The organism is Sanguibacter inulinus, assembly GCF_013415325.1.
GTDB lineage: Bacteria > Actinomycetota > Actinomycetes > Actinomycetales > Cellulomonadaceae > Sanguibacter > Sanguibacter inulinus.
In genome coordinates, this window is record NZ_JACBYE010000001.1 from 90,352 (window position 1) to 111,558 (window position 21,207).

The following is a 21,207-nucleotide window of genomic DNA, read 5'->3' on the forward strand; positions in this document are numbered from 1 at the left end:
GTCATCCCTCTAGATCAGTGCTGCGGTTGGTTGGGATGCGCCGACCCACGGCCCGCTGGCCAGGTCGGGACCAGCGTCGGCAGGTGCCGGGTGCGCTGGTCCGCCGCCGAGGTGTACGCCCTCGAGCAGGTCTAGTGCGGCTTCGTGCTTGTTGAAGGTGTAGACGTGCAGGCCCGGGGCTCCGGCTGCGAGGACGGCCTCGGCCAGCTCGACCGACGCCCGGATGCCGCGGGCGTGCCGCGCGGCGGGGTCGGCGAGGGACTCGAGGTCGCGGACGAGGGCCCTCGGGGCGGGGACGCCCGTGAGGGTCTCGACCCGGGCGAGGCGCGCCGGGTCGGTCATGGGGAGCAGGCCGGCGAGGATCGGGAGGGTGACTCCCGCGCGCCGGGCCTCGTCCACGAAGCCGACATAGCTGTCGGCCTCGTAGAACAGCTGGGTGATCGCGAAGTCGGCGCCGGCCTGCTGCTTCTCGAGCAGCCGCTGCACCTCCTGCGACCGTGTGGTGCCGGCTGCCGCGTTGCCGTCGAGGAAGGTCGCGACGGCGATGGTCAGCGGACGGGCGGCCGAGCGCAGGGCGGACGAGGGGTCGTCGGCGCAGCGCTGGGCCTCGACCTCGCGGAGCAGCGCGACGAGCTCGTCGCTCGAGTTGATGCCCTCGGGGTGCGGCTCCCAGTCGGGCTGGTCGCGCGGGGGGTCGCCGCGGAGCGCGAGGAAGCTGCGAACTCCTTCGGCGAGGAACTCGTCGATCACCTCGGCGACGTTGTCGCGGGAGGCGCCGACGCAGGTGAGGTGCGCGATCGGCAGCACCGGGGCGTGCTCGAGGATGCGCCTCACGACGGTCTGCGCGGTGGTCCGGTCTCCGCCTGCTGCGCCGTAGGTGACCGACACGAAGTCGGGCCTGGCGGCGATCAGGTGGTCGACGGTGCTCCAGAACTTCGGCGCCGCGGCAGGGTTGCGGGGCGGCATGAGCTCGAAGGAGATCGTCGGGCGCTGCCGGGACGGGCGCGCTGCGGGCCGCCCCGGCGGGGCGGTCGCGGAGCCGCCCCCGGCGGGGGTCGGTGGGACGTCGGAAGCCGTCATGAGTTCACTCCATCGGACCTGGCGTTAGCACCCGCACCCATCAGGAGGCTTCCATAGTGGGGGGTTGCTGCGGTGTCGTCGAGCCAGGACTCTCAACCGCTCTGGATGGTGTCCCTGAATCTAGACGGCATCCACCAGGCGGTCCAGGCTCTGCCCGAGGAGTGAGACGGGCGTCTCGTCAGCGAAGACGGCGACGCGGCTCGCGGGGCGGGAACTCGCCGTCGTCCGAGCCGTCGTCAGCCGAGAAGAGCAGGTCGTGGAGGACCACCTGGACCTGCTCGACCCGCGGGACGTCGTGCAGCGTGACCCCCGCCTTGTCCGTCGCGTCCGAGATGACGAGGGTGCCGCAGCCGAGCAGGCGGTCGGTGAGGCTCTTCTCGTAGGACACGTCGTTGATGCGGTAGAGCGGGATGTCCCGACCCGTGCGCGTGAGGATGCCGCTGCGGGTGATGAGCCGACGGTTGGTCACCGTGTAGCGCGAGGTCACCCACCGCAGGAAGGGCAGCAGCACCCAGCCGACGAGCACCACGAGCAGCACGACACCACCCGCGAGCAGGATCCAGCCGCGCGCGGAGCTCTCCGGGAGCAGCACGACGAGGGCGACCGCGGCCGCGAGGAGCACGACGAAGAGCGCGATCGCCCCGAACAGCGCCTTGACGTGGGTGCGGAGGTTGAGGACGACGTGCTCGCCCTCGGCGAGAGTGCTCTGGATTCCCATGCCGGAATCTTCGCACCGCTCGCCCGCCCGCACTATCCCCGGTCGGGAGCGGGATCGAGCATCCTGTGCGTCCAGCGTTCCCACGGCGGGCTGACGGCCCAGTTCACCTCGAGGGTGCGTCGGGCCCAGCGGAACCTGCGGGCCAGGCTCGCCGGTGACTGGAAGGTCCTGCCGGAGACCCCGACGGTCAGCGCGCGGTCGTACCTGACGCGTGCCGAGCTGCCGAGCTGGAAGCTCAGGTCGGTGTCGTCGTGCACCTGCGGGTCGTCCCTGTGCACCAGGTGCCTCACGCCGTGCCACGCCGAGACGCGCAGCGCCATGTTCGAGCCCCACAGCGGCACGTTCGCGACGGCCGCGCGCATCCCCCAGAAGTACCCGCGCATGTAGAAGACGCGCGCGAGGTGGCCGCGCACGGGCGGGAGGTCGTAGAAGGTCCCTGCGCCCGTCACCGCGCTGAGCGTCGGGTCGGCGTCGAAGACCGACGCGATCCGTGCGAGCCAGTCGCCCGGGGGAAGGCTGTCGGCGTCGCACCGCGCGATGATCCCGCCCTCGACGGCGTCGTAGCCCCGAGACGCCGCAGCCGGGATGCCGACGCGGTCCTCGTGGACGACCCGAGCGCCGGCCGCCCGCGCGACCTCGGCCGTCGCGTCGGTCGAGGCGTTGTCGACGACGACCACCTCGAAGGGCGGGTGCGACTGGCGTGCGAGCGCGTCGAGGCACCGCGCGAGGTGCGCCGCGTCGTCCCGCGCGGGGACCACGACGGTGATGTCCGCAGCACCGGGCCGGCGGGTCACGAGCGCCTCGCGAGGACGAGGCCTGCGACGAGGGCCCCGAGGGTGCCGACGGCGAGGTCGGAGACAGTGTCCGTGTAGCCGACGTTGATCGAGCCGTCGACGTAGGTCGCGCCGGCCCACTCGCCGATCTCCCACAGCAGCGCCAGCAGGGAGCCGAGCCCCGTCACCGAGACGACGACGCCGAGCCTCGGGCGGCGCAGCGACTCCTCGCCGGGACCGGAGACAGCGCCTGTGCGGCGAAGGACGAGCCAGACGAGCGCCGCGAGGGCCGCTGTGGCGACCAGGTGCATCACGAGGTCGAGCCACGGCACCGCCTCGTAGAGGTCGAGGAGCCCGGACCACGCAGCAGCCGAGAGCACCAGGCCGAGGGCGGGGTCGCCGTAGCCGTGCAGGCCGAGGGCGCGCGGGACGACCGAGCCCAGCAGGACGAGGGACAGCAGCGCCGCGCCGACAGGGCCGTAGAGGACAGTGCCGACGACGATGCTCGCAGCGACGAGCGCACGGACCACGTCCCCCGCGATGACGGCGGGGGAGGTCCGCGGGGGCGCGTCGGCTGGGGTCACGCGGACGACTCTAGGCAGCGAGACCGTCCTGCGCCGGGTGAGACGTGTGGACGCTGCTGGCGGGAGGCCTCGACGACGCCCGGTCCGCGTGCCTGAGGAGCGGAGCGGTCGGTCGGGCTGAGCGTGTCAGTCAGGCTGAGCGTGCCAGCCGCCTGAGCGTGTCAGTCGAGCGGGGCGTCTCGGTCGAGCAGGCCGGCCTGGGCGGCTCGAGCCCCGGCCTGGAACCGGCTGCCCGACTCGAGCAGCTCCATGAGCGAGGAGATGTGCCGGCGCGCCGTGCGGACCGAGCACCCGAGCCGGCGGGCGACGACCTCGTCCTTGTGGCCGTCGGCGAGCAGCGCGAGCACGGTCCGTGCGGTCTGGTCGATCTCGACAGGACGCCCCTCGGCGTCGACGAGCGCCGGGAAGTCCTGAGCGAGCGCCCACTCGGCGTCGTACCCGCGCTCCAGGTACGCGACGAGCCCCGGTTCGTGGATCACGAGGGCACCGGCCGAGCGGCCCTCGACGAAGCGTGTCGCCATCGCGACGACGCCGTCGAAGATCAGGGTGCGCGCGGGGATCATCGGGACCGTGCGGATCAGCACCCCGGCGGGGAGGGCGAGCGCGGCATAGCTCTGCGTGGCGGTCTGGGTGCGGGTGCTGTGCTGGAGCATCGTGCGGACCTCGACGTCGCGGCCGGCCATCTCGGACACCGGCCCCCACCACGTGTCGATGTGGTCTGCGCCGAAGCCGGCCCCGGGGTGCGCGCCCCACAGGCTGGTGGTCGAGGTCGCGATGAGCTCGGAGAGCAGGTCGAGGATGGTCTGGGTCGCCGTGAGGGTCTCCACGCCGGACCCTGAGAAGGTCGACCCGGGGGGACCGTCGAGAGTCGGGAGCACACCGGCTGGCGGTGGGACGCCGTCGGGTGAGGGCAGTGGATCGTGTCCCGGTGACACGGTTGTCCCCCCTCCGCCGACACAGTCTCTGGACCGAGGGTATCCCACGCCCCCAGCGGCTCTCAGCGGCTCAGGAGAACGGGTCGAGGGCCCTCGGCGGGCACCCGGTCCTGGCAGCGAGGACGCGCGGTGTCGCTAGGGTGAGGGCATGTCGAGCGCCCCCGCCCCAGCCGTCCCCGGTGCACAGTCCCCGACCGTGTACTCGGCCGCCTCCCTGCGCACCGGGCGCAGGACCCTGAGCCCCGGCTGGCTGGTGGTCGACCAGGGCCTCGTGGTCGCCGTCGGCGCGGGCGAGCCGGACGCCGCGTGGGCCTCGGCCGAGCACGTCGACCTCGGGGACGCGACGCTCGTCCCCGGCTTCGTCGACGTCCACTGCCACGGGGGCGGAGGTGCGTCCTTCGGCGACGGCCCGGACCTCCTCGCGAGCGCCCGGGAGGTCGCCGCGACGCACAGGGCCCACGGCACCACGACGATCGTCGCGAGCCTGGTCACAGCGCCCCTGCCGGCCCTCCGCGACGCGATCGTCGGACTGGCCCCCCTCGTCGAGAGCGGCGAGATCGCCGGGGTCCACCTCGAGGGCCCGTGGCTGAGCCCCCTGCACAAGGGCGCCCACGAGCCGACCCTCCTGCGTGAGCCCGCGCTCGCGGACGTCGACTCTCTGCTCGGCGCCCGGCCCGGGGTCGTCAAGGTCGTGACGATCGCGCCCGAGCTGCCGGGCGGTCTCGACGCCGTCCGCAGGATCGTCGAGGCCGGGGCCGTGGCGGCCATCGGTCACACCGACGCCGACGCCGCGACGGCGACGGCTGCTGTCGACGCCGGGGTCACGCTCGCGACGCACCTGTTCAACGCGATGCTGCCCGTGCACCACAGGGTGCCCGGGCCTGTCCTCGCGCTGCTCGAAGACCCGCGCGTGGCGGTCGAGCTCATCGCCGACGGCGTGCACCTGCACCCGCTCACGGTCCAGCACGCGGCACGCTCAGCAGGGGTGGGGCGGACCGTCCTGGTCACCGACGCGATGTCGGCGACAGGGGTGGCCGACGGCGAGTACCTGCTCGGGTCGCTCGTCGTCGACGTGGTCGAGGGGGTGGCCCGGCTGCGCGAGGGCGGGTCGATCGCCGGCAGCACCCTCACCCTCGACGTCGCGCTCCGCGGTGCGGTCGCCGCGGGGGTCCCCCTCGACGACGCGCTCGCGGCGCTGACGACGACGCCGGCCCGGGTCCTGGGCCGGACCGACGTCGGTCACCTGGAGCCCGGGGCCCGCGCCGACGCCGTCGTCCTCGACGGGTCACTCACCGTGGTGGCGGTGCTGCACGGCGGACGGCGCGAGCCGGGCCAGGCGTCAGGTCCAGTCGACCTGCTCTGAGCGGTAGAAGACGAGACCGTCGGCGTCCCACCAGCGCCCGTGCTGGGCGAGGGCCGACGCGAAGGCCGGGTAGTCCTTCGGGGAGCCCCAGGCCACCGAGGCGACCGCCGGCAGGCGCGGCAGGACCAGCATGGTGAGGTCGTCGAAGGACCGCGGTGTCTCGGTCCACAGGCAGGCCTCGACGCCGACGACCGACTCCGCGGGGACACCTGGGAGCTCGGCGACAGGGTCCCAGTCGTAGGCCTCGCGCACGTCGACGATCGCCGCCCAGGTGAGACCGAGCGGGAAGTCGGCCGTGTACTTCTGGTCCAGGTAGGCCCGGGTCGCGGGGGAGGCGATGAAGGTGACGTCGTGGTCGCGGGCGACCTGCGCGATGTGGTCGGTCTCGATCTGCGAGGTCCAGTACTGCAGGCGCGTCCCCGGGGGGAGGGCAGCGCCGGCCGCCTCCTGCCAGAAGACGGCCTTGGTGCCGTGCTTCTCGGCGACGGCCCCGAGGCGCTCCATGTACGTGACGTACTGCTCGCGCGTGAGGGTCAGCGACTCGTCGCCGCCGAGGTGGACGTACTCGCCGAGGGTGTGCTCGGCGAGGGTCGCGACGATGTCGTCGACGAAGTCCCACGCCTCGTCGGACGTGAGGTGCAGCGAGCTGAAGCCCACCTCTGTGCCGATGTAGGGCTCGCGCTCGGCCCCGTCGGGTGAGATCTCGGGGTAAGCCACCTGCGCGGCGTGGGTGTGCCCGGGCAGGTCGACCTCGGGCACGATCACCACGTGGCGGTCCAGGGCGTAGCGCTGGAGCTGCTCGTAGTCCTCGAGCGTGAGGTAGCCGCCCTGGCCGCCCGCGACGTCCTGGGCCGCGGACATCTTCGTCAGCAGCGGGCGGCTCGGGATCTCCAGGCGCCAGCCCTGGTCGTCGCTGAGGTGCAGGTGCAGCTGGTTGAGCCTGTACGAGGCCGCGAGGTCGATCACCCGGCGGATCTCGTCCGGGCCGAAGTAGAAGCGGGCGATGTCGAGCATCATGCCGCGGACCGGGTAGGCGGGGGCGTCGGAGATCTGCAGGTCGGGGACGGCGCCGTCCCGGAGCAGCTGGGCGAGCGACTGGACCGCCCAGAAGGCCCCGGCCTCGTCGGCCGCGGTGAGCGTCCAGGAACCTGCCGCGAGGTCGAGCGTGTAGCCCTCGTCGGCGAGGGACGGGTCCAGGGTCGCGGTGACGGTCACGCCGGCTGTGCTGCCTGTCGTGCGGGGGAGGTCGGCGAGGGTCCGCCGCGCGGCGGCTGCGGCGCGCGGGGCCCAGGGGGCGAGGGCGTCGGCGAGGGCGTCGACGTGCGACGCTGTGAGCGGTTCGCCGGGCCCGACCCGGAGGATGGAGGACTGCGGAGCAGGGATGAGAGGAAGGGTCACGATGTCACCTCAGGACGTCGAGAGGGCTGGTGGACCAGTCGCCGGAGAGCGATTGACAGCGACTAAGTATGTAAGGTGTACTTAGTATTATGGCACGCAACCCCGCATCCGCCGAGACCCGCCGCCCGACGGCGAGGTCGGGCTCGGCGCCCGGCAAGCTCCTGCCGTCTGACGCCCGCAAGCACCACAGGTCTCTGATCCTCCAGCACCTCTTCGAGGACGGCTCCTACAGCCGGGCAGACCTCGCACGGATGACCGGGCTCGCGCGCGTGACTGTCTCCGACGTGGTGAGCGACCTCCTCGAGGCCGGTCTCGTGCTCGAGCTCGGTGTCCGCCCCGGGACCCACATGGGCAAGCCCGCGACCCTCGTCGGCGTCAACGTCGCCGGGGGCTACGCCGTGTGCCTGGACCTCTCCGACGACACCGTCCTGCGCGGCGCCCTCGTCGACCTCGCCGGGACCCGCGTCAAGACGACCGAGGTCGACCTCGACGGCGCCGTGGGCCAGGCGGCCGTCGACAAGACGATCGCGCTCGCCCGCCGCCTCGTCGAGACCGCGCCCGGTCGTGTGCTCGGCATCGGCGTCGGCACACCGGGGGTCGTCGACCTCGACGGGGTCGTCCGGCGTGCGCCCAACCTCGGCTGGACCAACCTCGACCTGCGGACCGAGATCGAAGAGGCGCTCGGCCACCCCACCTACGTCGCGAACGACGCCGACACCGCGGCGCTCGCGGAGGACACCTTCGGCGAGGGGTCGGGCGACGGGCTGCTGCTGGTCGAGATCGGCCACGGTGTCGGCGCGGGCATCCTCGTCGACGGTGCGCTGCTGCGCGGACCTGACGGCACGGCGGGCGAGATCGGCCACGTCAACGTGCTCGCCGACGGCCCGGAGTGCTCGTGCGGACGACGCGGCTGCCTCGAGGCCCTCGTCTCCGCGCCGCGGCTGCGGGCGCGCATCGACGGGCTCAGCGAGGCCGAGGCCGCCGGGGTCCTGGCGGCTGCCGGTCGTCAGCTCGGCAAGATCCTCGCGCCCGTCACCCAGGCCCTCGGGCTGCGTGACGTCGTGCTCTCCGGCCCGGACGAGCTGCTCAACGGTCCGCTGCTCCAGGCCGCCGAGTCCACGGTCCTCGCGCTGACGCGGCCCTTCGGCGACCAGCACGTGCGGCTGCGGATGTCGGCCCTCGGGCACGACGGCGTGCTCGCCGGCGCCGCGGCCCACGTGCTCGGCCGAGAGCTCGGGCTGTCGTAGCCCCCACAGACACCCCCCACCGACCGCGACGCCGACGCGCCGCACCGATGCACGACGGAAGGACCCTTCATGGAGATCGTCATCCTGAAGAGCGCAGACGAGATCGCCACGGTGGTGGGCGACGCGATCGAGGACCTGCTGCGCACCCATGAGGCACCCGTCCTCGGCCTGGCGACAGGCTCGTCACCCCTGCCCGTGTACCGCGAGCTCGTCCGGCGGCACACGGAGGAGGGGCTGAGCCTCGCGCACGCCCGGGCGTTCCTGCTCGACGAGTACGTGGGTCTGCCGCACGGCCACCCCGAGTCCTACCGCGAGGTGATCCGGCGCGAGCTCACAGGGCTCGTCGACATCGACGAGTCCCGCGTGCAGGGCCCGGACGGCGGGTCTGACGACATCGCCTCGGCCGGCCCGCGCTACGACGAGGCGATCCGCGCGGCCGGCGGCGTCGACCTCCAGCTGCTCGGGATCGGGTCGGACGGGCACATCGCCTTCAACGAGCCGGGCTCGTCGCTCGCCTCGCGCACCCGTCTCAAGACCCTCACCGAGCAGACCCGGCAGGACAACGCGCGGTTCTTCGACCACGTCGACGACGTGCCGTACCACGTGCTGACCCAGGGCCTCGGGACGATCATGGAGGCCCGCCACCTCGTGCTCGTCGCGACCGGCGCGGGCAAGGCCGAGGCCGTCGCCGCGATGGTCGAGGGTCCCGTCAGCCAGCTCTGCCCGGGTTCCGTGACCCAGATGCACCCCCACGTCACGGTCCTGCTCGACGAGGACGCGGCCGCCGGGCTGCGTCTGACGGACTACTACCGTCACGCCTACGCGCACAAGCCTGCCTGGCAGGGTCTGTGAACCAGGGGCTCGTCCTCGCGCTCGACATCGGGGGGACGAACGCGCGGGGTGAGGTGCTCGACGCGCGCCTGGGGGCGCCGCTCGTGCGGGCCGACCTCCCGACGCCCGAGCGCGACGGCGAGGCGACGATCGCGACCATCGCCTCGCTGTGCAGGCTCCTGCTGGCCGGGCTGTCGGACGTCGACAGGTCGCGGGTGTGCGCCGTGGGGCTGGCGGTCCCCGGGATCATCGAGGGCCCGACGGGTGTCGTGCGGCTGGCGAGCAACCTCGGGTGGGCCGACGAGCCCGTCGCCGCGAGGCTCTCCGCGCTGCTCGGGCTCGACGTGGTCCTGCACCACGACGTCACGGCCGCGGGTGTGGCCGAGCACAGGCTCGGTGCGGGTGCCGGGGCCTCTGACCTGCTCGCCGTCTTCATCGGCACGGGCATGGCCGCGCTCGTCGTGGCCGGTGGTGAGGTCGTCTCCGGCGGTCTGCACCAGGCCGGCGAGATCGGCCACATCCCTGTCCAGCAGGGCGGTCGTCCCTGCCCCTGCGGGCAGACGGGCTGCCTCGAGATGTACGCCTCGGCACGGGCGATCGGGCGGGCCTACGGCGCGCTCACCGGGGACCCTGACGCGACGTCGCTCGACGTCGTCACGGCGCTCGGCTCCGACCCGCGGGCCGACAGCGTGTGGGCTGAGGCGATGGACTGGCTCGCGCACGGGCTGCTCGGGCCGATCACGCTGCTCTCGCCCGCTCGGGTCGTGCTCGGCGGGGGGCTCTCGGCGTCGGGGGCCGTGCTGGTCGACGCGCTGAGGTCGCGGCTCGACGTCCTGTCGCACGTCGCCGCTGTGCCGGAGATCGTCACGGCCTCGCTCGGTCAGCGTGCCGGGGTGCTGGGGTCTGGGCTGGCGACCTTCGACGCGATCGAGCGTCGACAGCTGGTCTGAGAGGGCGGACGGGGCGGGGTCCCTCCGGGGACCTGCCCGGTCCGCCCGGCGTGCGTGGCCGTGCCCAGCCGTGCGGGGAGCGTCCTGCCGTGGCGCGCGCTCAGGTGCGGCTGAGGACCGGGAGCCCGGCGAGGGCCTCGACGAGCGGCGCGACCTCGGGGGTCTGCTGAGCCGTCTCGAGAGCCTCGGCGAGGGCGGCGTCGTGGGTCGGGCGCGCCTGGCGCAGGAGCGCCTCGCCTGCCGGGGTGAGCTCGGTGTAGATGCCTCGACGGTCGTCCTGGCAGAGGATGCGCGTGAGCAGGCCGCGCTCCTCGAGCCTGTTGACCAGGCGCGTGGTCGCGCTCGCGCTGAGCGCCGCCGCGCGGGCGAGCTGCTGCATGCGCATGTGCCAACCGTGCTGGCGGGAGAGCGCGTCGAGGACCGTGTACTCGACGACCGAGATGCGGTGCTCCTCAGCCAGGGCGCGCTCGAGCCTGGACTCGATGATGCCGTGCAGGGCGGCGAGCGTGCGCCAGCCCTCGGCGCGGATCTCGACGGCGTCGTCGGCGATTCCCATGGCGTCTCCTCGGTCGGGGGTGGGCGACCTCTCCAGTGTAAGGCTTGCGTCGAATGTGCGCGCGTGCAACTATCTAGAACGCGTCTGCAACTAGTGCGGACGCGGGGTATCGCCGCGTGCAGCGTCGGGGTGGTCCCTCTCGTCCTCGTCTGAAGGAGGGGCCCTGTGCCTCTAGGTCTGCTGGCGCTCGCCGTCGGAGGGTTCGGCATCGGGCTCACCGAGTTCGTCATCATGGGGCTGCTGCCCGAGGTCGCCGCGGACTTCGCGGTCACCGAGACCGTCGCCGGGTATCTCATCTCCGGCTACGCGATCGCCGTCGCCGTGGGGGCGATCGGTCTCACCGCGGCCGTGATCCGGCTCGACCGCAAGAAGGTCCTCGTCGGGCTGATGGGGTTGTTCATCGCCGGGAACCTGCTCTCGGCGCTCGCGCCCACCTACGAGCTGCTGCTCGCAGGGCGCATCCTCGCCGCGCTGTGCCACGGGGCCTTCTTCGGCATCGGGGCCGTCGTGGCGACCAGCATGGTCGCCCCGGACCGCCGTGCGGGGGCGATCGCGATGATGTTCGCAGGGCTCACCTCGGCCAACGTGCTGGGGGTCCCCTTCGGGACCTTCCTCGGGCAGCAGCTCGGCTGGCGCTCGACCTTCTGGGCCATCACCGTGATCGGCGTGGTCGCCCTCGTCGGGATCGTCGCGCTCGTCCCCGCGACCGCCGACGACGCCGTGCCGCCGCGGCTGCGTGCCGAGCTCCGAGCCTTCCGCGAGCCGCAGGTGTGGTGGTCGATCCTCGTGACGGTGCTCGGCTTCGGCGGCATGTTCGGCGGCTTCACCTACATCGCCTACACGCTCACCGAGGTCTCCGGATTCGCCTCGAGCACGGTGCCGTGGTTGCTGGTGGTCTTCGGCTCCGGGCTGTTCGTCGGCAACTACCTCGGCGGCAAGGCCGCGGACCGGTCGATCACGCGGACCCTGCTGGTCCTGCTCGCCGTGCTCACAGTCGTTCTCGCGGTCTTCGCGCTCACGGCGACCAGCCAGGTCGTGACTGTCGTGTCGCTGTTCCTCATGGGGGCCTTCGGCTTCGCGACGGTCCCCGGCCTCCAGCTGCGGATCATGGGCCACGCCGCAGGTGCGCCGACCATGGCGTCGGCGGCCAACATCGCGGCCTTCAACGTCGGCAACGCCCTCGGTGCGTGGGTCGGCGGTCTGACGATCGGTGCGGGTCTGGGGTACCTGTCACCGCTGTGGGCGGGGGCCGGGATCACGCTCGTGGCTCTTGTTGCGCTCCTGGTCGCGACGGGGCTCGAGCGTCGCGGTCAGGACGGCGACGGTGCCGGGAAGGTGCAGGCGTCTGCGCGGGCGGCGCAGGTCGAGGTCGGCTGAGCCGACGCTCCGGCAGCGGGTGCGGGGTCTGGGCTGCGGTGATAGACCGAAGACGTGCGTACTTCTCCCATCACCCCGGTCCGTCCTGTCCGTCAGCGTCCTGGGTCTGCGGTGCACCGCAGGTCAGTCGCCGTCACCGCCGCGCTCGCCGCGGCGGGTCTGCTCCTCGCAGGCTGCAGCTCTGACGACGACGGCGGGGGCGGCGCGACGTCCTCGGCGCCGGCTCCGTCGGCGACCACGAGCGCCGCTGCCTCAGACCCCGCGACGACCCCGGCGCCGTCCGCCAGCGCGACCGGAGAGCCCGCGCCGAGCACCGGCGTGGGCGAGGGATGCCCCGCGACCGACGGCGGGATCCCCGACGGTGCCGCGAGCAGCGAGGTCGTGGACGTGGACGGTGACGGGCGTGCCGACACCGCGTGGATCACCGCCGGGGCTGAGCGGACCTTCGGCATCACGACAGCCTCGGGGGCGACCTTCTCGGCACCGATCGACTCCGCGAGCCCGATCGGTGCGTCGGCCGTGGTGAACACCGTGGGCGCCGACCTCACGCCGATCGCCCTCGTGGACCTCGGACGGCAGGCGCAGCTGTTCTCCCTCGACGGGTGCGCCGTGACGCAGACCGTCGACCAGGGCGGCCAGCCCTACGTGTTCGACCGCGGCTTCGGCGACCAGGGGACAGGGGTCGGGTGCACCGACGTCGACGGCGTGCTGCACCTCGCCGGTCTGCTCGCGACCGAGGAGGGCGACGGCTGGACGGTCACCAGGACCCTCGTCGACCTGGACTCTGCGGGCGAGGTTGCGACCAACGGGGCTGTCGAGGTCGTGGCCCAGGGTGCCGCGGCGACGGACCCCGTCGTCACGACAGCCCAGGAGGTCTCGTGCGGCGACCTGGTCGCCGGAGACGGCGGGCTGGTCGAGCCGACGTCCTGAGCGGGCGCGTCCTCGTGGGCGGGGGAGCGGGGGATCCTCCCCTGCGGGGGCCTAGTGCGTGACGTACGGGCTGACGCTGTCCCAGAGCCGCGGCACGAGTGTGCGGGTGTACGCAGGGGTCAGGTGCTGCTCGTCGCGGTAGACGAGCACGCTCCCGACGACCGCGGGGCAGGTGTCGGAGGTGCAGAACCACGAGGCCGTGTCGACGAGGTCCACGTCCGCCAGGTGCGCGGCCGCGATCTGATGGTCGGTCGGCATGGCCTCGGCACGAGGCCTCTCGCAGGCCTCAGGGCTGTCGGTGTGCTCGAGGACGCACTCTGACGTGGCGTCGTCGGGGAGCATCAGCGGGTTGTCTGCGAGGACCACGACCGGGAGGCCTGCGGATCTCAGGGAGTCCCAGGCTCGGACGAACCCTTCGACTGGGCCCGGGACCTCGGCGGAGTCGACGAAGGCGACCTGGGTCCGGTTGGACGTCACGACGAGGTCGACGTCTTCTGCGAGGAGCGACGCCAGGGTCTCCTCGTTGGCGTGGAGGCAGGCCCCGTCGCGCTCGGCGTCGGAGACGCGCTGAGCCTGCGAGAAGGGGCAGCTGCTGTGGAAGTAGGTCAGCACCCTGACGTCGTGCTGGTCGGCGATCACCTGGAAGGCCGGGAGGTACTGCTCCATGTGCGAGTCGCCGACGAGGGCGATCGTCGTCCCGGCGTCGTCGTCCCCGAAGGTGCAGCGTGGTGTCGTGGCGAAGTCCATCGCTGACTTGCAGCGCCCGTCGGCCCCTTCAGGCAGCTCTGACCGAGCATCTTGCGGTGCTGGCAGCACGATGGGGTAGCCGGCGACGAAGGCGGAGTACGAGCCTTCTGAGACCGACGCCGCACCGAGCCCAGGTGGTGGGTCTGCGATCATCGCCGCCGTGGCTGCGTCCCTCTCGTCGGCCCTGCGTCCTGCCGCGGCAGCCGGGACCTGGAGGACGGCGACCGAGACGAGGGTCGTCACGAGGGCGAAGGCCACAACCGCACCGGGAGGTGCCTTCGGCGCGACAGTCCTCTGGAACGGCGTCTCGACGAGTCGCCGGGAGAGAGCTGCGAGCACGAGCGACGCGGCCAGGACGCCGGTGTCCTGGAGGAGCCGCGGTGCGCCGGGCACGACGTAGGGGGCCCAGACCAGGAGCGGCCAGTGCCAGAGGTACAGCGAGTAGGAGATGCCACCCAACCACTGGACCGGTGCGGCGGATGCCATCGTCCGGAGGTAGGTGCTCTGCGTGGAGCGCGCCGACCAGATCACGAGCACGGCACCGGTGGTCGGGACGAGCGCGGCGACGCCCGGGAACGACCCGGCGGAGACGAGGAACATCCCGGCCACGATCACGGCCGTCCCGGTCGTCCCGACCACGGCCGCGACCCTCGGGCGCAGCGTCGGCCGGGCGGCCGCAGCCAGGAGCCCGCCCATCCCGAGCTCCCAGAACCGAGACTGGCTGACGAAGTACGCCGTGGGGTCTCCTGCCGACGTCATGCTGACGGACACCCAGAGCGACGCGGCCGACAAGACCCCCAAGATCAGCACGACCGCTGCCCGCCGGCGCCTGTGAGACCACGCACCCGCGGAGACGAGCAGGAAGAGCAGCGGCCACACGATGTAGAACTGCTCCTCGACAGACAGCGACCAGAAGTGGCGGAAGGGGCTCGCGCCCGACCCCTCGGTCAGATAGTCGACCGCGTCTCCGGCGAGGACCCAGTTCTGCAGGTAGACCAGCGACGCGGTCCCGTGCCTCGTCAGATCGGCCCAGCGGAGCTCCGGCAGCACGAGCACCGACACCAGACCTGTCACGAGGATCACCGTGGTCGCGGCAGGCAAGATCCTCCGGACCCTGCGAGCGAAGAACGCCACGAGCCTGAAGCGACCTGTGCGTTCTCGCTCGCCGATCATGTGGGAGGTGATGAGGAAGCCAGAGATGACGAAGAAGACGTCGACCCCGGTGAACCCGGCAGGCAGCACCTGCGGCCAGAGGTGATAGACGACGACGGCGGTGACGGCCAGAGCCCTGAGCGCCTGGATCTCTGGGAGGAATGCCGTCCTCCTGGGAGCGCCGAGCGAGGGGTCAGACGTGACCACCCCTGCCCGTTCCTTGAACTTTGTACTGAAAGTGTCCCCTGCCACGAGTGCGAGGGTACCCGCACGTCGCACCTCGGGAGGGCGCTGCTGAGGCTTTGCCTCAGGCCGCCTGGGTGACCTTCTCGACGGCCGGCTCGGGCTCGCCGGTGGCGCTCGCACGGCGCACGGGGATGAGGAAGGCGACGACCGACGCTGCCAGGCCCACACCGGCTCCGATGAGCAGCGCTGTCCGGAAGCCCGTCTCGGTCGGGAGGGCCGTGCCGCCGAAGTCCATCGTCATGTGGGCGAGGATCATGCCCATGATCGCGGCGGCGACCGATGAGCCGATCGAGCGCATCAGGGCGTTGAAGCTGTTGGCCGCCGCGGTCTCGTCCTGCGGCACGGCCGACATGATGAGGGCGGGCATCGCGCCGTAGGCGAGGCCGACACCGCTGTTGCACACGAGGGTGACGACCAGGACGCCCCACGTCGAGCCGAGCAGCAGCATGGACGAGGCGTACCCGACGGCGATGACCAGGGCGCCGAGGGCGAGCGTGGTCTTGGGGCCGCGGGTGGCGGAGAGCTTCGCCCCCACGGGGGCGATCGCCATCATCATGAGACCGGCCGGGGCCATCCAGAGCCCCATCGCGATCATCGACTGGCCGAGGCCGAAACCCGTCTCGACGGGGAGCTGGAGCAGCTGGGGCAGCACGAGGGACTGCGCGTACATGGCGAAGCCGACGAGGACCGACGCGAGGTTGGTCATGAGCACCTGCGGGCGGGCGGTCACGCGGAGGTCGACGAGCGGGTCGCGGGTACGCAGCTCCCACCAGCCCCACACGAGGAGCACGACGACCGCGCCGACGAACAGCGAGATCGTGGTGCCGCTCGCCCAGCCCCAGTCGGATCCGCGCGAGATCGCGAGCAGGAGCGCGACGAGACCGGCGCCCAGGCCGACGGCACCGACGAGGTCGAAGCGTCCGGGGCGGACCCTGGCGACACCCTGCGGCACGAAGGCGACGACCATGCCGGCCACCACGAGCGAGAGGCCTGCGGCCACCCAGAAGAGCGTGCGCCAGCTGCCGTTCTCGGCGATCGCCGCGGAGAACGGCAGGCCGAGCGCTCCGCCCACACCCATGGAGGCGCTCATCAGCGCGATGGCCGAGCCGACGCGCTGGGCGGGCAGGACGTCGCGGAGCAGGCTGATGCCGAGCGGCACGATCCCCATGCCGAGCCCCTGGAGCCCACGACCGGCGACCATCGGCACCACGGAGGACGACAGCGCGCACACGACGGAACCCAGGACGAGCGGCGCCGTGCAGGCGAGGATGAGGCGCTTCTTGCCGTACATGTCGCCGAGACGCCCGGCGACGGGGGTCGCGATGGCCGCCGTGAGCAGCGTGACGGTGATGACCCACGTGGTGCTCGAGGCCGACGCCCCGAGCAGGGTGGGGAGGTCGCCGATCAGCGGGACGACGAGCGTCTGCATGAGCGCGGCTACGATGCCAGCCAGTGCCAGCGTCGCGATGATGATGCCGGGGCGTGCGCTCGGGCTCGGGGTGGTCTCGCTCATCGGGTGAGGTCCTGTCGTCGGGTGGTGCTGTGCGCCCGGCGGGTGTCGCCGTGCTCGATGTGCACTATACACACGACATGTAACATGCATATTGCGGGTCCGTCGCACGGCGCCACGGACCGAGGAGAGGATGGCCGAGTCCCATGGTGGAGCCCGCGCGGCTGATCGAGCTCGAGATGGTGCTGCTCAACAGGCACAGCATCTTCGACGGACCCCGGAAGGCTGACGCGCACAAGAAGGTCGACCGCAGCGCCTACGTCGTGCTGACCCGGATCGACCTCGACGGACCGCTGTCGATCGGCGAGCTGAGCGCAGCCCTCGGCCTCGACACCTCGACCGTCAACCGGCAGACCGCCGCGATGCTCAAGGCCGGCCTCATCGAACGGATCCCCGACCCTGACGGCGGGATGGCGCGCAAGCTCGCGATGACCTCCGAGGGTGCCGCCAGGCTCGCCTACGCGCGCGACAGGACCGTCGAGTCGCTCGGCAGGGTCATGGCGGGCTGGACCGAGGACGAGGCCGCCGACTTCGCGCGGATGCTCGAGCGCTTCAACCGGGGCATCGAGGCCCTCGAGGGGCGCCCGTGGCCCCGCCCGGGTGATGCGACGACGCGTCCGGACGACGGACAGCCGCGCGACGCGGACGGATCTGACGCCTAGGGTGGACCGGTGCTGACCGGGGCGACGACGACGGGGCGGACGAGAGCGCTCGCGGGTTCTCTGTCCGTGGTGTCGCTCGCGCTCGCGGCCAGCTATGCGGCTGTCCTCGTCGTGCTGCTGCCCAACCAGGTCGCCGGCATCGACCCGTCGCGCAAGGTCGAGAACCTCGCCCTCGTCACGACGGTCTCCTTCGTGGTCGCGATCGCGTCCCAACCTCTGGTCGGTGCGCTGAGCGACCGCACGCGCAGCCGGTACGGTCGCCGGGTCCCGTGGATGGTCGGTGGCGCGCTCGTCTCCGCCGCGGCGCTCTTCGCGATGGGTGGGGCTGGCTCCCTCGTGCTGCTGGGCGCGCTGTGGGTCGTCGCGCAGTTCGCGCTCAACGCCGTCGACGTCGCGTCCTCGGCGGTCGTCCCGGACGAGGTCCCACCGTCCAGGCGGGGCCGGGTCCTCGCCGTCGTCGGCGCCGGAGGGGTGCTCGGTGGCGGTGCGGCGGTCGTGCTCGCCGGGCCGCGCGCGGACCAGCCGGGGACGGTCTACCTCGGTCTCGGGCTCTGCGTCCTGGTCGCGACGGCGGTCTTCGCCGTCGGTGCCCGCGCCCGCCCGGTGTCCGTCCCTGCATCGAGAGCACCCGCGTCGGGCAGGCCTGCGCCGGACGGTCCTGCACAGGGTGGCAAGCTGGCGCTCCGGGGCGGTCGCGCGATCCCTGCCGTCGTGCGGCTCGTCGTCGCGCCGTGGCGCACCCAGGCCTTCACCCGGACCTTCGTCGCGCGCTTCTTCTTCGTCTTCGCCTACCACCTCGTCTTCGCGTACCAGCTGTTCATCCTCACCGACCACGTCGGGCTCGGCACGGACGAGGCGAACCGTGCGATCGGGGCCCTCACCGTCGTCGGCCTGCTGTCCGTGCTGGTCGGCATCACGGTGACAGGCTGGCTCAGCGACAGGACCGGCGACCGCATCCCCTACCTCGTCGGAGCGTGCGGGCTCCTCGCGGTCTCGTTCTTCGTCCCGCTCGGCTCGCCCACAGTCGCCGGGATGGCGGTCTTCGCGGCCCTGCGCGGGCTGGCCTTCGGCGCGCACCTCGCGGCGTCCAGCGCCCTGGTGACCGAGGTGCTCCCCGACGGCGGCGCGTCGGCCGGCAAAGACCTGGGCCTCTACAACATGGCGACCAACATCCCGCAGGCCGTCGCGCCTGCCGTCGCCGCCGTGGTTATCGCGCGGCTCGGCGGCTACCCGGCGCTCTTCGTCACGGCCTCGGTCGCTGCCGTGGTCGCCCTCGTCGGGGCGCTCCTGGTCCGGCAGGCCCGCGGGTCCGGAGATCCCAGCCCAGCTGCTGGCCTCGACCACGACGCGCGGCACGGCACCGCTGCAGCAGGTGAGGCCGAGGCGCCCGGCCGCACGGACCCGGTGGACGCATGACCGGCACCCGCCGCGTCTACGGGGCACCCCGGCTGCCGTCGTGGGTCGTCCCGCGCCCGCACCTCGTCGGTCTGCTCGACGACGCCTCGGCGCTCGTCGTCGTGCGTGGTCCCGGGGGCGGTGGCAAGACTGTCCTCCTCGCGGAGTGGGCCCAGACCTCGGCAGACCCGGACCTGCGCGGTGCCTGGTACGACCTCGGCGACCGTGACGTCACCCGCCGGGGCTTCTGGGCCGGCGTCGCCGGACGTCTCGTCGACGCCGGGCTCGTCGGGCCCGGCGACCTCCTCGCGACAGCATCGGCCTCCATGCGCGAGGTCGGTGACGTCAGGGCCTTCCTCGTCCGGGCTCTCGAGCAGGTCGGGCCCGTGACCCTCGTGCTCGACACCGTCGACAGGCTCGACGACGAGACCACCGCCGACCTGCTCCACGTCCTCGGGGCAGTCCCGACGGTCCGTGCGATCGTCGCCGGACGGTCCGCGTCGCGTCTCGCCGCACCCGAGCTGCGCCTGCGCCTGGACGTGCGCGTGGTGGACGCCGACGCGCTCGCGCTGTCGACCGCGGAGACCGCGCGGCTCCTCGGCGTCGACGACCAGACGGCGGCGACGGCGCGGCAGGCGACCGGCGGCTCGCCCCTCGTCACGCGGGCTCTCGCCCTCGAGCACGAGCACACCGGCCACCTGGACCCTGCGCAGGCTGTCGAGTCGCTCGTGCTCTCGGCCGTCACGAGCCTCGAGCCCGACGTGGTCGGTCTGCTCCGCAGGACCGTCGTCGCGGACGCCGTCTCGGTCGACCTCGCGGAGGGCCTCACCGGGAGGGCCGATGCCGCGGTGCTCCTCGACCAGGCGGAGGCGCTCGGGCTCGGGACGTGGAACCGGCCGGGGCACGAGCGGGTCTTCACGTACACGACCGTCGTCAGGGCCGCCCTGAGGGCCGACCTCCGGCGGTCCTCGCCCGAGCTGTTCGCGGAGCTGCGCGGCCGGGTCGCGCTGTGGGCCGACACGCACGACCGGCCCGTCGAGGCCCTCGAGGCGGCCGTCGACGCGGGCGACGTCCCGCTGGCCAACACGATCGTCCGCAACCACTGGCGTGGGTTCTTGACCGAGTACGCCGGGACCGTGCGCCGGACCGTCTCGCCGCTCGGGCTCGTGAGGCTCCGCCGCCGCCCCTTGCTCGTGTTCTTCGTGGCGCTCGGCTTCAACGCCGACAGGCGGGGCCGGGCACGCGCGATCGCCCTCTTCGGGCTGGCCGTCGCCTCGGCGCGCGTCGCGAGGTCGACGGTCCCGCCCGAGGAGCGGCTGGTCCTGCGAGCCGTCGAGATGATCGCCCTGCGCCTCACCGGGCGGGGCGGCGCCGCGGCAGGTGCCGCCGACGACGTGGTCCGCCGCATCGACGACCTCACGCCCGAGCAGCACGCGCAGATCCTCGACCTCCTGCCGCAGGTCTACGCGCACTGCGGCGTCGCGCTCCTGCACGCCCGCCGCTCGACCGACGCCGTCGCCGCCTTCGAGCGCGGGCTCGGGGAGGCGACGACCGCGCTGGCGGCGCTGCCGAACCTCGCGCTGCTGGCTGGCACCCACGCGCTCGAGGGCTCGATGTCACGGGCGCGGGCCCTCGTCGAGGACGCCCGCGGACGCTCGTGGCCGGAGGGCTGGGTCGACGGGTACACGGGCTCGCTGCTGCAGGTCGCCGAGGCGCTGCTCGCGGTCGAGGACCTCGACGTCGAGACGGCCCAGCACCACCTGGACCTGCTCGAGCGGCACCTGGAGACCATCGAGCACTGGCCGCTGATCGCCCACGTGCAGGCGCTGGTCGACCTCCTCGGTCGTGGCGCCGACGCTGCGCTCGAGAGGCTCGAGGCCACCCGTGCCACCCACCAGGCGCGGCGGTCGGCGCACCCGGCCACGGAGTCCACGCTCGTGGCGACCCGGGCGCTCCTGCTCGTCGCCGCAGGCCGCGCGCACACGGTCCTCGTGTCGCCACCCGACGCTGCCAAGGATGCCGCCGCGGCTGTCGCCCTCGCCAGGGCCCAGCTCGCCGCCGGGCTGCCGGAGAAGACCCTCGCGACCCTCGCGCAGAGCACCGGGGCGCCCTTCTCCTCGATCCGCACGCAGACCGACCGGGCCCTGCTCGAGTCTGTCGCCGCGCTCGCCACCGGGCACGAGACCGAGGCCGTCGCGGCGCTGTCCCGCGCCTCGGCGCTGCTCGCGGTCCACGGACTCCGGCTGCCGGTGATCGTCCTGAGCGCCGACGACCGCGAGAGGCTGCGCGCGCTCGCCGGTCGGCACGGGCTCGTCGAGGCCGAGAGGATCCTCGGCGAGCCGTGGCCCGAGGTCGTCCCGTCGAGCGGTGACGTGCCGGTCCTGACCCCGCGGGAGACGGTGATCCTGCGCGAGCTCGCGCGGACCGGGTCGACGACGGAGATCGCCGAGCGTCTCGTGGTGAGCAACCACACGGTGAAGTCGCAGCTGCGCACGCTCTACCGCAAGCTCGGGGTCGGGTCGCGCTCGTCGGCGCTGGCCGTCGCGCGCCGGCTGGGGCTGCTCGACGACGAGAGCCGCCTCGCCAGGCTCGACGACGAGAGCCGGGCCTGAGCCGAGACCGGCGGGAGGGCTCGTGCTCCTGGAGGCACGGCGACCGCCAGAGGTATGACGGGCCCGACACGCGTGACGACCCCGGCACGCACGACGACCCTGGTGCGCCGGGGGGAACCGGTGCACCAGGGTCGTCGTCGG

At 72.9% G+C, this 21,207-nt stretch carries 18 protein-coding genes and 1 riboswitch; of the genes, 9 read left to right on the forward strand and 9 right to left on the reverse strand.

Features of this window, described 5'->3' with window-relative positions; genetic code table 11:
* Nucleotides 1-9 precede the first annotated feature (9 nt).
* From HZZ10_RS00455 to HZZ10_RS19225, 5 genes are all read right to left on the reverse strand, one after another.
* A complete protein-coding gene (locus HZZ10_RS00455; RefSeq protein ID WP_179912011.1) occupies nucleotides 10-1,080 on the reverse strand; it encodes a methylenetetrahydrofolate reductase in 1,071 nt (356 codons plus the stop codon).
* Between the two features lie 6 nt (nucleotides 1,081-1,086).
* Nucleotides 1,087-1,192, reverse strand: a riboswitch (SAM riboswitch).
* A gap of 66 nt (nucleotides 1,193-1,258) precedes the next feature.
* Nucleotides 1,259-1,798 carry a PH domain-containing protein gene (locus tag HZZ10_RS00460; RefSeq protein ID WP_056134809.1) on the reverse strand — a complete coding sequence of 180 codons (540 nt, stop codon included), beginning with the start codon at nucleotides 1,796-1,798 and terminating at the stop codon, nucleotides 1,259-1,261.
* Between the two features lie 32 nt (nucleotides 1,799-1,830).
* The gene (locus tag HZZ10_RS00465) at nucleotides 1,831-2,592 is read right to left on the reverse strand and encodes a glycosyltransferase family 2 protein (protein WP_308507444.1); all 762 of its coding nucleotides are present in this window, start codon (nucleotides 2,590-2,592) and stop codon (nucleotides 1,831-1,833) included.
* Nucleotides 2,589-3,155, reverse strand: coding sequence for a DUF2238 domain-containing protein (locus HZZ10_RS19960; protein WP_228086719.1), 567 nt, complete (start codon nucleotides 3,153-3,155; stop codon nucleotides 2,589-2,591). Before HZZ10_RS19960 ends, HZZ10_RS00465 begins: the two co-directional genes overlap by 4 nt.
* 161 nt (nucleotides 3,156-3,316) lie before the next feature.
* The gene (locus HZZ10_RS19225) at nucleotides 3,317-3,982 is read right to left on the reverse strand and encodes a helix-turn-helix transcriptional regulator (protein ID WP_179912012.1); all 666 of its coding nucleotides are present in this window, start codon (nucleotides 3,980-3,982) and stop codon (nucleotides 3,317-3,319) included.
* 256 nt (nucleotides 3,983-4,238) lie between these two features.
* On the opposite strand from HZZ10_RS19225, the gene nagA reads away from it, so the two are divergent.
* Nucleotides 4,239-5,453, forward strand: a complete 1,215-nt coding sequence (gene nagA / locus HZZ10_RS00480; protein WP_179912013.1) for an N-acetylglucosamine-6-phosphate deacetylase — start codon at nucleotides 4,239-4,241, stop codon at nucleotides 5,451-5,453.
* On the opposite strand, the gene HZZ10_RS00485 is transcribed toward nagA, so the two are convergent.
* On the reverse strand, nucleotides 5,430-6,851 hold the full coding sequence (locus HZZ10_RS00485) for a family 20 glycosylhydrolase (RefSeq protein WP_179912014.1): 1,422 nt from the start codon (nucleotides 6,849-6,851) through the stop codon (nucleotides 5,430-5,432). The genes nagA and HZZ10_RS00485 overlap by 24 nt on opposite strands.
* An 89-nt stretch (nucleotides 6,852-6,940) precedes the next feature.
* On the opposite strand from HZZ10_RS00485, the gene HZZ10_RS00490 reads away from it, so the two are divergent.
* The 3 genes from HZZ10_RS00490 (at nucleotide 6,941) to HZZ10_RS00500 (ending at nucleotide 9,879) form a co-directional block, all read left to right on the forward strand.
* Complete coding sequence (locus tag HZZ10_RS00490) at nucleotides 6,941-8,098, forward strand: ROK family transcriptional regulator (protein WP_056134819.1); 1,158 nt, start codon at nucleotides 6,941-6,943, stop codon at nucleotides 8,096-8,098.
* 69 nt (nucleotides 8,099-8,167) lie between these two features.
* The gene (nagB, locus tag HZZ10_RS00495; protein WP_179912015.1) at nucleotides 8,168-8,950 is read left to right on the forward strand and encodes a glucosamine-6-phosphate deaminase; all 783 of its coding nucleotides are present in this window, start codon (nucleotides 8,168-8,170) and stop codon (nucleotides 8,948-8,950) included.
* Nucleotides 8,947-9,879 carry an ROK family protein gene (locus tag HZZ10_RS00500; protein WP_179912016.1) on the forward strand — a complete coding sequence of 311 codons (933 nt, stop codon included), beginning with the start codon at nucleotides 8,947-8,949 and terminating at the stop codon, nucleotides 9,877-9,879. The genes nagB and HZZ10_RS00500 overlap by 4 nt, the downstream gene beginning before the upstream one ends.
* 100 nt (nucleotides 9,880-9,979) lie before the next feature.
* On the opposite strand, the gene HZZ10_RS00505 is transcribed toward HZZ10_RS00500, so the two are convergent.
* Complete coding sequence (locus HZZ10_RS00505) at nucleotides 9,980-10,435, reverse strand: MarR family winged helix-turn-helix transcriptional regulator (protein WP_056134827.1); 456 nt, start codon at nucleotides 10,433-10,435, stop codon at nucleotides 9,980-9,982.
* 165 nt (nucleotides 10,436-10,600) lie between these two features.
* Here HZZ10_RS00505 and HZZ10_RS00510 point away from each other — a divergent pair, with 165 nt between their 5' ends.
* Together HZZ10_RS00510 and HZZ10_RS00515 are read left to right on the forward strand one after the other, a co-directional pair.
* Nucleotides 10,601-11,812, forward strand: a complete 1,212-nt coding sequence (locus HZZ10_RS00510) for an MFS transporter (protein WP_179912017.1) — start codon at nucleotides 10,601-10,603, stop codon at nucleotides 11,810-11,812.
* Nucleotides 11,813-11,866: 54 nt separating this feature from the next.
* Entirely contained in the window at nucleotides 11,867-12,742 is an 876-nt protein-coding gene (locus HZZ10_RS00515; RefSeq protein WP_179912018.1) for a hypothetical protein, read from the forward strand.
* Between the two features lie 51 nt (nucleotides 12,743-12,793).
* Here the strand turns inward: HZZ10_RS00515 and HZZ10_RS19965 are convergent, their stop codons facing one another.
* A complete protein-coding gene (locus tag HZZ10_RS19965) occupies nucleotides 12,794-14,893 on the reverse strand; it encodes an acyltransferase family protein (protein ID WP_179912019.1) in 2,100 nt (699 codons plus the stop codon).
* Between the two features lie 55 nt (nucleotides 14,894-14,948).
* Complete coding sequence (locus tag HZZ10_RS00525; RefSeq protein ID WP_179912020.1) at nucleotides 14,949-16,400, reverse strand: MFS transporter; 1,452 nt, start codon at nucleotides 16,398-16,400, stop codon at nucleotides 14,949-14,951.
* Between the two features lie 143 nt (nucleotides 16,401-16,543).
* Here HZZ10_RS00525 and HZZ10_RS00530 point away from each other — a divergent pair, with 143 nt between their 5' ends.
* From HZZ10_RS00530 to HZZ10_RS00540, 3 genes are read left to right on the forward strand one after another with little or no spacing between them, the layout of a single operon-like run.
* Nucleotides 16,544-17,059, forward strand: a complete 516-nt coding sequence (locus tag HZZ10_RS00530; protein ID WP_056134838.1) for a MarR family winged helix-turn-helix transcriptional regulator — start codon at nucleotides 16,544-16,546, stop codon at nucleotides 17,057-17,059.
* 9 nt (nucleotides 17,060-17,068) lie between these two features.
* Nucleotides 17,069-18,475, forward strand: coding sequence for an MFS transporter (locus HZZ10_RS00535; RefSeq protein WP_179912021.1), 1,407 nt, complete (start codon nucleotides 17,069-17,071; stop codon nucleotides 18,473-18,475).
* Nucleotides 18,472-21,066 carry a LuxR C-terminal-related transcriptional regulator gene (locus tag HZZ10_RS00540; RefSeq protein WP_179912022.1) on the forward strand — a complete coding sequence of 865 codons (2,595 nt, stop codon included), beginning with the start codon at nucleotides 18,472-18,474 and terminating at the stop codon, nucleotides 21,064-21,066. The genes HZZ10_RS00535 and HZZ10_RS00540 overlap by 4 nt, the downstream gene beginning before the upstream one ends.
* The last annotated feature ends 141 nt before the right edge of the window (nucleotides 21,067-21,207 follow it).

Coding starts and splice junctions, on each gene's coding strand:
- HZZ10_RS00455 (WP_179912011.1), bottom strand. CDS start 1,080: ATGACGGCTTCCGACGTCCCACCGACCCCCGCCGGGGGCGGCTCCGCG.
- HZZ10_RS00460 (WP_056134809.1), bottom strand. CDS start 1,798: ATGGGAATCCAGAGCACTCTCGCCGAGGGCGAGCACGTCGTCCTCAAC.
- nagA (WP_179912013.1), top strand. CDS start 4,239: ATGTCGAGCGCCCCCGCCCCAGCCGTCCCCGGTGCACAGTCCCCGACC.
- HZZ10_RS00490 (WP_056134819.1), top strand. CDS start 6,941: ATGGCACGCAACCCCGCATCCGCCGAGACCCGCCGCCCGACGGCGAGG.
- nagB (WP_179912015.1), top strand. CDS start 8,168: ATGGAGATCGTCATCCTGAAGAGCGCAGACGAGATCGCCACGGTGGTG.
- HZZ10_RS00505 (WP_056134827.1), bottom strand. CDS start 10,435: ATGGGAATCGCCGACGACGCCGTCGAGATCCGCGCCGAGGGCTGGCGC.
- HZZ10_RS00525 (WP_179912020.1), bottom strand. CDS start 16,400: ATGAGCGAGACCACCCCGAGCCCGAGCGCACGCCCCGGCATCATCATC.
- HZZ10_RS00530 (WP_056134838.1), top strand. CDS start 16,544: ATGGTGGAGCCCGCGCGGCTGATCGAGCTCGAGATGGTGCTGCTCAAC.
- HZZ10_RS00540 (WP_179912022.1), top strand. CDS start 18,472: ATGACCGGCACCCGCCGCGTCTACGGGGCACCCCGGCTGCCGTCGTGG.